Source organism: Pseudocitrobacter sp. 2023LY-00077 (assembly GCF_055796175.1).
The window spans coordinates 108,851-122,789 of record NZ_JBSPEI010000008.1; the positions used below are offsets into that span (position 1 = coordinate 108,851).

12 protein-coding genes are annotated in these 13,939 nt (G+C 54.2%); 3 read left to right on the forward strand and 9 right to left on the reverse strand.

The genetic code is table 11. From position 1 onward, the window contains the following. Window positions 1-7: 7 nt before the first annotated feature. From ACWWFX_RS12320 to blr, 4 genes are all read right to left on the reverse strand, one after another. Window positions 8-448, reverse strand: coding sequence for a DUF2569 domain-containing protein (locus ACWWFX_RS12320; protein WP_456145627.1), 441 nt, complete (start codon window positions 446-448; stop codon window positions 8-10). A gap of 76 nt (window positions 449-524) precedes the next feature. Continuing rightward, a complete protein-coding gene (gene ydgT / locus ACWWFX_RS12325; RefSeq protein WP_015964283.1) occupies window positions 525-740 on the reverse strand; it encodes a transcription modulator YdgT in 216 nt (71 codons plus the stop codon). A 277-nt stretch (window positions 741-1,017) separates the two neighbouring features. Next, complete coding sequence (locus tag ACWWFX_RS12330) at window positions 1,018-2,418, reverse strand: GH1 family beta-glucosidase (protein ID WP_456145626.1); 1,401 nt, start codon at window positions 2,416-2,418, stop codon at window positions 1,018-1,020. A 116-nt stretch (window positions 2,419-2,534) separates the two neighbouring features. Next, the gene (gene blr, locus ACWWFX_RS12335; protein ID WP_015964285.1) at window positions 2,535-2,672 is read right to left on the reverse strand and encodes a division septum protein Blr; all 138 of its coding nucleotides are present in this window, start codon (window positions 2,670-2,672) and stop codon (window positions 2,535-2,537) included. A gap of 251 nt (window positions 2,673-2,923) precedes the next feature. Here blr and ACWWFX_RS12340 point away from each other — a divergent pair, with 251 nt between their 5' ends. Then, complete coding sequence (locus ACWWFX_RS12340; protein ID WP_276220075.1) at window positions 2,924-3,964, forward strand: oxidoreductase; 1,041 nt, start codon at window positions 2,924-2,926, stop codon at window positions 3,962-3,964. 49 nt (window positions 3,965-4,013) lie between these two features. On the opposite strand, the gene add is transcribed toward ACWWFX_RS12340, so the two are convergent. From add to malX, 3 genes are all read right to left on the reverse strand, one after another. After that, a complete protein-coding gene (add, locus tag ACWWFX_RS12345; RefSeq protein ID WP_473223910.1) occupies window positions 4,014-5,015 on the reverse strand; it encodes an adenosine deaminase in 1,002 nt (333 codons plus the stop codon). Window positions 5,016-5,112: 97 nt separating this feature from the next. Further along, entirely contained in the window at window positions 5,113-6,285 is a 1,173-nt protein-coding gene (locus ACWWFX_RS12350) for a MalY/PatB family protein (protein WP_473223911.1), read from the reverse strand. Between the two features lie 66 nt (window positions 6,286-6,351). Continuing rightward, window positions 6,352-7,944, reverse strand: coding sequence for a maltose/glucose-specific PTS transporter subunit IIBC (gene malX, locus ACWWFX_RS12355; RefSeq protein ID WP_473223912.1), 1,593 nt, complete (start codon window positions 7,942-7,944; stop codon window positions 6,352-6,354). A gap of 172 nt (window positions 7,945-8,116) precedes the next feature. Between malX and ACWWFX_RS12360 the strand changes: the two genes are divergently transcribed. After that, entirely contained in the window at window positions 8,117-9,145 is a 1,029-nt protein-coding gene (locus tag ACWWFX_RS12360) for a Mal regulon transcriptional regulator MalI (protein WP_276220078.1), read from the forward strand. Window positions 9,146-9,170: 25 nt separating this feature from the next. On the opposite strand, the gene ACWWFX_RS12365 is transcribed toward ACWWFX_RS12360, so the two are convergent. Then, on the reverse strand, window positions 9,171-10,754 hold the full coding sequence (locus tag ACWWFX_RS12365) for a YdgA family protein (protein WP_473223913.1): 1,584 nt from the start codon (window positions 10,752-10,754) through the stop codon (window positions 9,171-9,173). A gap of 99 nt (window positions 10,755-10,853) precedes the next feature. Then, a complete protein-coding gene (gene manA, locus ACWWFX_RS12370) occupies window positions 10,854-12,032 on the reverse strand; it encodes a mannose-6-phosphate isomerase (RefSeq protein ID WP_473223914.1) in 1,179 nt (392 codons plus the stop codon). Between the two features lie 227 nt (window positions 12,033-12,259). On the opposite strand from manA, the gene fumA reads away from it, so the two are divergent. Further along, window positions 12,260-13,906 carry a class I fumarate hydratase FumA gene (gene fumA, locus ACWWFX_RS12375; RefSeq protein WP_149462602.1) on the forward strand — a complete coding sequence of 549 codons (1,647 nt, stop codon included), beginning with the start codon at window positions 12,260-12,262 and terminating at the stop codon, window positions 13,904-13,906. The last annotated feature ends 33 nt before the right edge of the window (window positions 13,907-13,939 follow it).

Consider the following 13,939-nt stretch of genomic DNA (forward strand, 5'->3'; position numbering starts at 1 on the left):
GTGGTTATTAAGGGTTCACAAACGTACGCTTCACGCGAGATGAGCGTTTGAGATAGGGCACAATCAGCGCCGCAGCGGCCAACGGCAGCAATAACTGGCGTAGCGCGATGATGTCGGACACCGGTGCGAATGCAAACGCCTTAAGCGCCAGCAATAATGAGACCAGCAACCAGATAATATAGTGCTTAGGCACATTTTTACGGCGCTTAAAGAAAGCAATGGTCAGCCACAGGGTGTAATACCACATGGCAATCACGAATGCTAAGGAAAGAACCCAAAGGGCCAGATGCGTGCTGCTTTGTGCTTTTAACAGGTTCAGGATCTGCGGATTAAGCAGGGCGTTAACGAACATCAGCAGTTGCAGGCTAATGCTAAGCAGGGCGACCAACAGCCACGCCAGCGGGCCGAGCAACCATCCACCAATTCGTTCTGCAGAATTTGACGACATTTCGTCTCCTGATTATCAGCGTCAGTTATAAATATGGCGGTGGAGTATAAGCAACTGACGCTGATGATAACAATAGTTACTGCACGTAATGCCAAACGGATTTTGGCACCTGGCCGATATCGAACAAACGACCGCCAGAAACCAGCTCCGCCCGACGGTGATCGGCAGCGCGATACATATTGATTAATTCATTGGTGTCGGAAAGCGAATAGTTAAGATGATCATAAAGTTTTTCGAGATTGTCCAGCGAGCTGACTTTACGGAATTTCAATAAATAATCCAGGACGGTCATTTGTAGGTATCCATTTTATAATGTTAAATCACGCAGGGCCTGAAGGGGGCGCAAAAGCACGGCACCACAATGGCGCATCACTCAGTTTGACAACAAGTTTATCGACACCCGTTTTCATTAAGAGTTCAGCCCGCAACGGGCATACTCTCTTCAGGACGCTGTAATTATTTGGGTTATAAATGACAAATTCAAGAACAGAAAATGGCGTTATTGATATATCGCAGGAAATGACGTTATCAGGAAAAGCGTTTGGGCGCCCCAGGGCGCCCGGAGCGGATTAGCGCACGTTGCCGTGGCTGTTGATCACTTCTTTATACCAGTAAAAGCTTTTCTTGCGCTTACGGGCAAGGTTTTGCTGATGATCGACATAAACAAAACCATACTGTTTTTTGTAACCGTTCAGCCAGCTTAGCAGGTCGATGAACGACCACGGATAATAACCGCGTACATCTGCACCTAACGCAATCGCTTTTTCCAGCGCATCAATATGCATAGCTAAATAATCGATGCGCGGTTGGTCAACGATGTCACCGTTAACAATCGGATCTTTGGCACCGAGGCCGTTTTCCGTGATGTAGATGGGGATATCACCATAGCGTTGTTTGATAGCCATAATGCCGTCGGTCAGCCCTTGCGGCCAAATCTCCCAGTCCCAATCCGTATAAACGCCGTTGGGGTTACGGACAAATTTAAACAAGCCTTTAAAGCCAAATTCGCCGCCGCTATTTTTTTCGCCACTATGATTGGACTGCGTTAGCGTCTCGCCCGGATTGGCCGTCACGGTTTCGCGACGGTAGTAGTTCAGGCCGATAAAATCGCAGCGATGATTACGTAATAATTCATCATCACCGGGCACAAAGCGGGGCACGCCCCACAGGGCTTGCGTTTGGGCAAGAAGTTCAGCCGGATAGGTGCCTTTCAGCACCGGATCGTAAAGCCAGTGGGTGTGAATAGCGTCAGCCAGTTCGCTTGCGGCGGTATCTTCCGGCGAATCAGTGAGCGGCGTATGCGGTTGCAGTACGTTAACAAAGCCAATCTGGCCCTCGATGTTCATTTCACGGAAGGCTTTTACTGCCATGGCATGAGCGATAAAGACCTGGTGGCAAGCCTGAATCGCCCGGGCCGGGTCTTTCACCGACGGCGGATGGCTACCGGTAATATAGCCGTGACCGATAAAGACGATGGTTTCGTTAAACGTCGCCCAAAGTTTGACCCGTGAACCGAAGCGGGCGTAGCACAGACGAGCGTACTCTTCGAAGGCTTCCGCCGTTGAACGGACTTCCCAGCCGCCTTCATCCTGCAACGCCTGGGGTAAATCCCAGTGATAAAGCGTAATCATCGGCACAATATTGTGCGCCAGCAGGGCATCAATCAAATCGCTGTAAAATTTAACCCCGGCTTCATTCACCTCGCCACGACCATTCGGTAATAAACGCGGCCAGGAGATGGAAAAACGGTAGCTTTGCAGGCCCATTTCCGCCATCAGTGCGACATCTTCCTGCATACGGTGATAGTGGTCTACGGCGACATCGCCGTTGGTTCCTTGATAAGTCGTTCCGGGCAGGTGCGAAAAAACGTCCCAGATAGACAGCCCTTTGCCATCTTCATCGTGTGCGCCTTCGACCTGATAGGCTGCTGTTGCAGCACCCCAGAGGAAATCTTTTGGAAAAGCAGCCATGAAACTCTCCTTATCTGTGCAATAAGTTGAGTGTAAAGAGGGGACAGAGGGTGTTGCAACCGGTTTCAGAAACCGGTTACACAGTTGCGATCGCCGTCACTGTTCAGCAAACAGACTTATTTCTTTTGTACCGCCGCAATCGGCTCTGGTGGTTGGTAGTTATCAATATGGTGCGCGATAACAAGAAGAAGAACCGAGACGCTAAGTACGCCCCAACCGATCAGTTCAACGATCCGTGTAAAGACAATAGACATAGTAATTAAGACAATTTCGACAAAATTAATGATACGGACGAAGATCTTACCTCGCCTGGCGCGCAACGCAAGTCCTCAGCCGAAACGATTCATGTCTTTCGCTCATTTTTCCGATAATTACCCGCTTCTGTACGCCATAATGTTATTAATCTGTTGTTCATCTCCGCAATATGTTGTGAAATAAGAAATCGATTACACGGCGACGGGTGCTTCACCGGGTCGGACAAAAACAGCACAGATAAGAGGCTATTATGAGTGACAGTATTCGTGTCGGATTAATTGGGTATGGTTATGCCAGCAAAACCTTTCATGCGCCGCTTATCAGCGGAACGCCAGGGATGGAGCTGGCCGTGGTGTCCAGTAGCGACGCCGACAAAGTTAAAGCCGACTGGCCCAATGTCAGCGTGGTCTCTGAACCTAAACACATTTTCGCCGATCCCACTATCGACCTGGTGGTGATTCCTACGCCGAACGATACCCACTTCCCGCTGGCGAAAGCCGCGCTGGAGGCGGGTAAGCACGTGGTGGTTGATAAACCCTTTACCGTGACACTGTCACAAGCGCGAGAGCTGGATGCGCTGGCAAAAAGCCAGGGTAAATTGCTGTCAGTGTTCCATAACCGTCGCTGGGACAGCGATTTCTTAACCGTGAAGTCGCTGATCAACGAAGGCCGACTGGGCGAGGTGGCTTATTTTGAATCGCACTTCGACCGCTATCGCCCGCAGGTGCGTAACCGCTGGCGCGAGCTGGCAGGGCCTGGCAGCGGCATCTGGTACGATTTAGGCCCGCATCTGCTGGACCAGGCAGTAAATCTTTTTGGTCTGCCGGTCAGTTTGTCCGTCGATCTCGCGCAGCTGCGTCCAGGCGCGCAGGCGACGGATTACTTCCATGCGGTGCTGGTGTATCCGCAACGCCGTGTGGTGCTGCACGGCACGTTGTTGGCTGCTGCTGAAACGGCGCGTTATATCGTGCACGGTTCGCGTGCCAGCTACGTGAAGTATGGCCTCGACCCGCAGGAAGAGCGCCTGAAGAACGGTGAACGTCTGCCGCAGGAAGACTGGGGTTACGACATGCGCGATGGCGTACTGACGCGGGTAGACGGTGAAGATCGTGTTGAAGAGACGCTGCTCACCACGCCGGGCAACTATCCGGCTTACTACGCGGCGATCCGTGATGCGTTAAACGGTGCGGGTGAGAATCCGGTTCCGGCAAGCCAGGCCATTCAGATTATGGAATTGATTGAGCTGGGGATTGAATCCGCGAAACATCGCGCGGTGCTTTCTCTGACCTGATGAAGATAATGAAGAACGGGCGCGCAGCACACGCTGTGCGCCCGTTTTTTTATGCGCCTTGTACGCGTGCGCGCAGCGCGGATTTTTCAGCTTCCGACAGGAAAGCAATTTCAAGCCCGTTGATTTGCGCCTGACGAATTTGCGCAGGCGTCAGCCCGGCCGCCGGTGCCGCAACGCGATATTCATGCTGAATATCGATACCCTGAACCGCCGGGTCATCGGTGTTGATGCTCGCCAGCACGCCATGTTCCAGGAAGGTTTTCAGCGGATGCTGGGCCAGTGATGGCACGGTGCTGGTCTGGATATTTGACGTCAGGCAGGATTCCACGCCGATGCGCTGTTTCGCCAGGAACTCCATCAGCGCCGCGTCTTCAACGGCTTTGACGCCGTGACCGATACGTTCCGCACCCAGTTCGCGAATGGCCTGCCAGATGCTTTCCGGGCCAGCGGCTTCGCCCGCGTGCACGGTAATGCGCAGCCCTGCATCGCGTGCACGGTTGAAGTGGCTAAGGAACAGGCTCCCCGGAAAACCAAGCTCGTCACCCGCCAGATCCAGCGCGGTAATGCCGTCGCGATGCGCCAGCAGGGCATCCAGTTCGCGCAGGCAGGCGGTTTCGCCAAAGGTACGGCTCATGATGCCAATTAAACGCGCCTCGACGTTGAAATCGCGGCAGCCTTCACGCACACCGGCGATTACGGCCTCTACCACGCCCTCAACGGGAAGCTGATGCGTCATCGCCATATAGCCCGGTGAAAAACGCAGTTCGACATAGTGCAGACCGTTCCGGGCGGCATCTTCGATGTTCTCGTACGCCACGCGGCGACAGGCATCGAGGTTGGCAAGTACTTTGACGCCCCAGTCGAGTTTGCTTAGAAAGCTCACCAGGTCAGGTTCATTACTGGTGACCTGCACATGCGGAATTAATGCCTCAAGGCTGGACGCAGGAAGGGGTAAATTGTGCTGACGGCCAAGATCGAGAATAGTTTGGGCGCGAATATTGCCATCAAGGTGGCGATGAATGTCAGTGAGGGGGAGCGTAGTATCAATCATGGTCGCACTCTTTTTTAGATTAAGTGCGCGCTATTATAAAAACATTTCACTGCAAAAAGCTATTTGCGCAACGAAAAATTATCGTTGCGCAAAATCGTTAGCGTAACGTATTGATGGCCGCGATCAAACGCTCGACGCCTTGTTCTAATTTAGAACGAGGGCAGCCCGCGTTCAGGCGAATAAAGCCGTTGCCTTCCTCGCCATAGGTATAACCCGGCATGATCGCCACTTTTTGCTGTTTGATCAGCACATCCTGTAGCGCGTTGTCGTCAATGTTTAATGGACGCAAATCGACCCATGCCAGATACGTAGACTCGGGCATCGCCCAGTTCAGCTCCGGAAATGCGGTATTCAGCGTCTGCGCGATGTAACGCATATTATCCTGTAAATAGCTGCGCAGAGCATCCAGCCACGGCTCGCCTTCGCGGTAGGCCGCGATGTGCGCCACCAGTGCCGGTACCGATGGGGAAGAGAGGCCGTCGCGGCTTTTCAGCGCAAACAGGTAATCGTTGCGCGCGGCTTCGTCGGCTATCAACCCATAGGCCCCGGTAAAGGCCGGAATATTGAAACTTTTTGAACCCGATGTGAACAGTGCCCATGGGCTTCGCGCCACGTCGCACCACGGAGTATGTTGGTGGTTGCCCCACACCATATCCATGTGAATTTCATCGCTGATGACCCGCACACCATGTTTCTCACACAGTTCAGCCATCGTGTTCAGCTCATCGCGCGTCCACACTTTCCCGGTGGGGTTATGCGGGCTGCACAACAGCAGAATTTTGTTTTGCGGCTGCGCCAGGGCTGCTTCCAGCTTCACCATATCGCAGAACCACTGGTTATCGACTTTCTCCAGCGGCACGCCGACAATCGTGCGCTGATTGCCGGTAATGGTTTTGAAGAAGGCATCATACGCAGGCGTATGCACCACAATCCCGTCACCGGGCGCGGACCACTGGCGAATCATCTCTGCCACCATATAGATGACGGATGGCCCGTAAACAATGCTCTCCCGGTCGATCACGCTATGAAAACGGCGGGCGAACCAGTGCACGATGGCGGGTGGAAACTCATCGTTTTTCCAGCGGCTGTAACCGAAGACGCCGTGCGCAAGGCGTTTGGTCAGCGCATCGAGAATACAGGGGGCGGTGGCGAAATCCATATCGGAGATGGTAAACGGAAGCAGGTCGGCGTCACCAAAACGGTCGGCAACATAATCCCACTGGGTACACCATGTGCCATGCCGGTCTATCACCGTTGAGAAGTCAAACATGTGAAATCCTTAACTGTTAGCGAGGACGCTATTTTGCCCCTGCGAGCGGCAGGGGCAAAGGGCGTTTTATGCCTGAACGGTATTCATCAGCACCGCAATCTCATCTTTCACGGATTGCACCTGCGGCCCAATCACCACTTGCAGGTTATGCTGGTTAAGCTGTACGACACCAATCGCGCGGTTTGCTTTCAGTGCTTCAACGTCGACTTTTGACATATCCTCGACGGACAAACGCAGGCGGGTGATGCAGTTATCAAGAGAGACAATGTTTTCAGACCCACCGAGTGCCGCCAGGATAGCTGGGGTGTTGTAACCGGATTTACCGATAGTCCCGGTGACTGCTTTTTCGACGGCGCTGCTGCTTTCAATATCACGCCCCGGCGTTTTGATGTTAAAGCGGGTAATGGCGAAGCGGAAAATCGCGTAATAGGCGACGAACCACACCGCAGCCACCACCGGCACCATATACCATTTGGTGGAGAGACCGTGCAGAATACCGAAGACCACGAAGTCGATAACGTTGCCGTCAGTGTTGCCAATGGTGACGCCAAGAATCGCCATCATGGTGAAGCCAAGGCCAGTCAGCAGCGCGTGGATGACGTACAACACAGGAGCCACGAACAGGAACAGGAATTCCAGCGGTTCAGTGGTGCCGCCCACGACGCAGGCAATGACGCCGGAAATCAGCAGGCCTTTAATTTTGTGACGGTTTTCCGGGCGAGCGCAGTGGTACATCGCCAGTGCCGCACCCGGCAGGCCGCCGAGGAAGGCAGGCATTTTACCCTGCGACAGGAAGCGAGTGGCGCTTTCGGAGAAGCCGTGGGTATCCGGGCAGCTTAACTGTGCCTGGAAGATGGTCAATGCACCGCTGACAGAATGACCGCAGACATCCATCGTGCCGCCAGCTTCGGTAAAGCGAATCAGCGCGACCAGAATGTGGTGCAGACCAAACGGCAGCAGCAGACGTTCACCGGTACCAAAGATCATTGGGCCAAAGTCGCCTGCACTGTTGATAACATGACCCAGCGCGTTGATACCCATCGCAAATACCGGCCAAATCAAGGGGATCACCAGGCCAACCAGGCCCAGGACGACGGTAGTGATAATCGGAACAAAGCGAGTGCCGCCAAAGAACGCCAGCGCATCCGGCAGGCGGATGGTGTGGAAACGTTCATGCAGCAGCCAGACGATGATCCCGGCGATCACCGCGCCAAGAATACCGGTGTCGATAGACTGAATACCGAGGATATTCTGGATGTTATTGGCTTTCAGAATCGCGGCATCGGTGGTCGGCAGGATACCTTTAGCCGTCAGCCAGAAGTTGACCGCCAGGTTCATGACCGCGTAACCGACAAAACCGGCGAAGGCCGCAACACCTTTGTTTTCACGCGCCAGCCCCAGCGGGATGGCGATACAGAACATCACCGGCAGGAAGCTAAACGCGAAAGAACCGACTTTGCTCATCCAGATAAAGAGCGCCTGCAGGAACGGGGTGTCGAGCCACGGCAGGAGCGTGAGAACGTCATGGCTGCTTAGGGAGCTGCCGATCCCCAGCATGATCCCACAGAAAGACAGCAGGGCGACAGGAAGCATGAATGTCTTGCCAAGCTGTTGAAAGAACTCCCACAATGTGACTTTTTGTGCTGCTCTGGTCGTCATCGAACGACTCCTTGTACAAAAAATGGGTTGAAGATGTTGTGGAGCGCAAGATAAAACGTTTTACCCAATTTTAGTGCGAGTGAAATCACATAATGAAATGATGATAACGTTTATAAAGTATCTTATTAGGTAAAACGTTTTATCGATCACTTAAAAGGAATCGCCAGTCCTTATGGCAATTGCAAAAAAAGTCACGATCAATGATGTCGCTCTGGCCGCTGGCGTATCGGTGAGTACGGTCTCACTGGTACTCAGCGGGAAAGGGCGGATCTCCAGCGCGACCGGTGAGCGGGTATATCAGGCCATCGACCAGTTGGGCTTTGTGCGTAATCGTCAGGCGGTGTCTCTGCGCGGCGGGCAAACCGGCGTCATTGGGCTGATTGTCGGCTCACTGTCGTCACCGTTTTATGCGGAGCTGACCGCCGGGCTGACGGCGTCGCTGGAGTCGCAGGGCAAAATGGTTTTTCTGACCCAAAGCGGGCGCAAGGGGGAGAACATGCTGGCGCGTTTTGATGCGCTGGTGGCGCAAGGCGTGGATGGCGTGGTAATTGCCGGAGCGGTGGATCAAGCCAGCGAGCTGCGCGAGAAAGCGGAGGCGTCGAATATTCCGCTGGTGTTCGCTTCTCGTGCGAGTTATCTCGATGAGGTGGATTTAATTCGCCCCGATAACATGCAGGCGGCGCAGGTGGTGACCGAAGATCTCATTCGCCGTGGGCACCAGCGTATTGCCTGGCTGGGTGGGCAGAGCGCGTCGTTAACGCGTGCTGAACGGGTTGGCGGCTATTGCTCAACGCTGATTAAGTACGGCCTGCCGTTTCACAGTGAATGGGTTGTTGAGTGCGAATCCAGCCAGAAGCAGGCGGCTGAAGCCATCACGTCGTTATTGCGCCATAACCCGACCATCACTGCGGTGCTGTGCTACAACAATGTGATCGCCATGGGGGCCTGGTTCGGCCTGATGCGCGGCGGGCGACAAAGCGGAGAAGGCAGCGTCGAGAGCTATTTTGACCAGCGCGTCACGCTGGCGGCGTTTGCCGAAGTGCCGGAAAGTGCATTAGATGACGTACCGTTAACCTGGGTCACAACCCCGGCGCGTGAGATGGGCGAAAGCGTAGCCGAGCGAATTTTACAGCGCATTGAAACCGGGCAGACGTCAACCCGCAATGTGATTATGCCGCCAAGGCTGGTGGCAAGAAAATAGCCCCTCGAATGAGGGGCTACGTGGTTTACTGTGCCGGAGCCGGAGCCGGAGCCGGAGCCGGAGCCGGAGCCGGAGCCGGAGCCGGAGCCGGTTCGCTCGGCGTGACTGGCGGCTGCGGTTCACTCTCCTGAATGGCTGGCGCCTGCAAACCAAACATTCCCGCAAAGTCGTCCAGCGGCATTTTATTGCCGTTCAGCGTCACCTGGCCGTTAGCGTACTGCAGGCTGGAGGTCACCTGGTTGTCATCCGTGGTGGTCAGACGGAACATCTGGCCCATCGCGGCGAAGCCTTTAACCTGCTGGCTGGCCAGTTTCTGGGCCTCTTCCTGCTGATACCCTTCCAGTTTCGCAATCTGGGTCATAAATTCGGTCGCCATATCCATCGGGATAACCAGCTTCCCGTCGATTGATTTCACCAGCGTGTCCACCTGCTGCGCCAGCGTTTGTACCGGCTGAGTGGCCTGCGCGGGATCTTTAAGCAGCAACGACAGATTCAGGGTGGTTTCGCCTTTGGCGTTTTTCCAGCTGAGTGGCGCGACGGTAATTGACGGATCGCCCTTCAGCAGCACCGGCAGCGCGCTAAAGAACGCTTCGGTAATTTTTTCCTGATACAGTTCCGGGTTACTTTGCAGTTCCGGCTGAGCCAGCAGTGCCTGTGCCTGTGCATTATACTGCTGACTAAACTGGTGCCACGCCTGACCGTCAATATTGCCGACTTTCAGCGTCAGTTTGCCGCTACCCATATCCTGGCTTTGCAGCTTCAGGCTGTTAACGGCGTAATCGAGCTGGCTGTTCACTTTCTTGCCGTCAGCAGAAAGGTCGGATTTACCATCCAGCGTCATACCTTCCAGAACGGTCAGCTCTTTGCCTTCAACGGAGACCGCCACTTTATCCAGGCTGATTTTCTGGTTGCCGACGCGTTCGTCGAAGCTCGCCAGTTTGCTGCTGCCTTCGGTTTTGAGATTATTAAAGGTGAGCTGCACCTTCTGATTGTATTCATTGACCGCATTTACGAGGCCGCTTTCTGCTTCGCCGGTAAGCGACACGACGTTACCATCACGGTCTGCCGAGAGTTCAAAATCACCGCCGCTGAACGCCACTTTTTCAGCGTCTTTTTCATAGTTCAGCGGTTTGAGATTAATAGCTGAGTGGGTATCACCGCTATAACTGATACGGGTGTCTACCACAAACGGAGTTTCACCTTTGGCGATATCAAACAGCGGTTTGGTCACGTCATTGTTCACCAAAGTGGTATTCACCGAGGCCATAGACGGAACGAGATTAAATCGTTTTAACGCTGCCAGAGGGAACGGGCCGTGGTCAACATCTTCGTTAAACACGACACTCTGGCCCGGTTTGAGCAGGGCTTTATCTGCGCCGGCAATCGGCTTAACCACCATTTTCAGTTGGCTGCTAAAGATGCCGCGCTGGTAATCCTGATAGCTCAGCTCCAGGCCTGCTTCCGGTGCGGTACGTTTCAGTTGGTCATTGGCCTGCGCCACCATGTCCGCAAAACGACTTTCCAGCTGTTTCCCGGTGTACCAGGCACCACCTGTCCAGATAACCCCTAACGCAACAACAACCCCAACAGCGACCAGCGATTTTTTCATAGCATTTATCCATAAAATGAAACCGGGCGAAATCATATCGCCCGGTTATGTCATAAGGCTGTGTTTAAGATTAGCAAGCCCACGCTAAAACTTCAGTATTTACTTCAGCTTATTATAGACTCGCGCCAGTTTGCCGTTGCCGCTCACCTGAACCGGTGATTCTGCCGCGCTGATAAACGCGGATTCGCCTGGCTTCAGGGTGAGGGATTCTTCGCCTTTACTCAGGACGGCTTCACCTTCCAGGCAGAACAGGATCGCGGCGCTCTGCTGGGCGATAGCTGTCGGCTGCGCGCTGAGATCGTGCAACGAAAACGCGAAGTCGTCGACCGGAATTGGGAAGTCCAGTTCAGAACCGTTTTTCACCGGTTGGGTGAGCAGCTCCGCCGCCGGTTTAGCCTCAAACTTCACGTTTGCCACCAGTTCCGGAATATCAATGTATTTCGGCGTCAGCCCGGCGCGCAGCACGTTATCGGAGTTGGCCATCACTTCCAGTGCGGTACCCTGAAGGTAGGCGTGCGGCGTTTCAGCAAACAGGAACATCGCTTCGCCCGGCTTGAGTTTCACCACGTTCAGCAGCAGCGGTGAGAACAAGCCGCTGTCGTCCGGGTAAAATTCTGAAATGACGCGGATGGTCTGCCACGGCTTGCCTTGCTGGCTCTCCAGTGCGGAGCGCAAGATTGCCAGCGCGCGCGCTTTCTCTTCGCCCTGCATATTCAGCAGGCTGGCGAAAAGGGCGCTCAGACGCTCGCCGTTCGGCTGTTCGAGGAAATGGGCAATGGCGGTATGCGCCCCGGCAACGGGTTGCAGCAGTGAAACAATCTCGCTGAATTCGCGAAACGCGTTCATCGCCAGGAAAGGCGTCAGGGCAAAGACCAGCTCCGGCTTATGGTTCGGATCTTTATAGTTACGTTCAGCCGCGTCCATGGCGATACCCGCCGCGTTCTCTTTGGCAAAGCCAATTTCCGAGGCGTGTTTGTTTGGGTGTACCTGAATGGACAGCGGCTGCGCCGCGCACAGCACCTTAAACAAGAACGGCAGCTCGCCAAAACGGTCGGCGACCTCGCGGCCCAAAAGAGTGGCTTTGTCGGCGTCAATCACGTCGCGCAGTGAACGTACGGTTCCCTGGCTATCGGTAATTTTTGAGCTGCTCTTCGGATGCGCGCCCATCCAGAGTTCTGCCATGGGCAGATTGTCCGGGTTGGCGATGCCGTAGAGTTCCGTTAACGCACTTTTACTGCCCCAGGCATAGTTTTGCACTGAGTTGATGAGTTTTTGCATTATCAAGCCCTGTATCAATGTGGATTCTTTGGCGGTATTAAAGCAATAAATGTGCTACGGCGTCACCGGAAAAATAAAAAGTCGTACTAGTCTCAGTTTTTGTTAAAAAATTGTGTACGATAGGGTGACTCGCTTTTGAGCCGGGCAAATGGATATGTGCTCTGCATGTTTGCCCTACATTCCCTAATGGGTAGAAAACATCACCTGAAGCAGTAAGTGAGAATACAATGTCGAACAAACCTTTTTACTATCAGGATCCTTTTCCACTGAAAAAGGATGAAACCGAGTATTACCTCCTCAGTTCCGATTACGTCAGCGTTGAAGAATTTGCCGGCCAGGAAGTGCTGAAAGTTGACCCGCAAGCCCTGACGCTCCTCGCTAAACACGCATTCCACGATGCCTCTTTTATGCTCCGTCCTGCGCACCAACAGCAGGTTGCCGATATCCTCAGCGACCCGGAAGCCAGCGAAAACGATAAGTACGTTGCGCTTCAGTTCCTGCGTAACTCTGATATCGCCGCTAAAGGCATTCTGCCAACCTGCCAGGACACCGGCACGGCGATTATTGTCGGTAAAAAAGGCCAGCGCGTGTGGACCGGCGGCGGTGATGAAGCGGCGCTGTCGCGCGGGGTGTATGACACCTTTATTGAAGATAACCTGCGCTACTCGCAAAACGCCCCGCTGGACATGTACAAAGAGGTGAACACGGGCACTAACCTGCCGGCGCAGATTGACCTCTACAGCGTCGATGGCGACGAATACAAATTCCTGTGCGTGGCGAAGGGCGGCGGTTCCGCTAACAAAACCTATCTTTATCAGGAAACCAAAGCGCTGATTACCCCGGCGAAACTGAAAAATTATCTGGTTGAGAAGATGCGCACCCTGGGTACAGCGGCCTGTCCGCCGTATCACATCGCCTTCGTGATTGGCGGTACTTCTGCCGAAACGACGCTAAAAACCGTGAAAATGGCCTCGACCAAATATTACGATGGTCTGCCGACGGAAGGGAACGAGCACGGCCAGGCGTTCCGCGATATCGAACTCGAAAAAGAGTTGCTGATTGAAGCGCAAAACCTCGGCCTGGGCGCGCAGTTCGGTGGCAAATACTTTGCTCACGACATCCGCGTGATCCGTCTGCCGCGTCACGGCGCATCCTGCCCGGTGGGCATGGGCGTTTCCTGCTCGGCGGACCGTAACATCAAGGCCAAAATTAACCGCGACGGGATCTGGATTGAAAAACTGGAGAGCAACCCAGGGAAATATATTCCGGAATCGCTGCGTAAAGCGGGAGAGGGCGAAGCGGTAAAAGTTGACCTGAACCGCCCGATGAGCGAAATCCTCAAGCAGCTGTCGCAATATCCGGTTTCCACGCGTTTGTCGCTTTCCGGCACCATTATCGTAGGGCGCGATATCGCGCACGCGAAACTGAAAGAGCGCATGGACAGCGGTGAAGGCCTGCCGCAGTACATTAAAGATCACCCGATTTACTACGCAGGCCCGGCCAAAACGCCGGAAGGTTATGCCTCGGGTTCGCTTGGCCCGACCACCGCAGGGCGTATGGATTCCTACGTTGATCAGCTCCAGTCGCACGGCGGCAGCATGATCATGTTGGCGAAAGGTAACCGGAGCCAGCAGGTCACGGACGCGTGCCACAAGCATGGCGGTTTCTACCTGGGCAGCATCGGCGGCCCGGCGGCGGTGCTTGCGCAAAGCAGCATCAAGAGCCTGGAGTGTGTGGAATATCCTGAACTCGGGATGGAAGCCATCTGGAAAATTGAAGTTGAAGATTTCCCGGCGTTCATTCTCGTCGATGACAAGGGAAATGACTTCTTCCAGCAGATTCAGGCCTCACAATGCACCCGCTGCGTGAAATGAGTTAGCCGCCCTACGGGGCGGTTTTTTTATGCT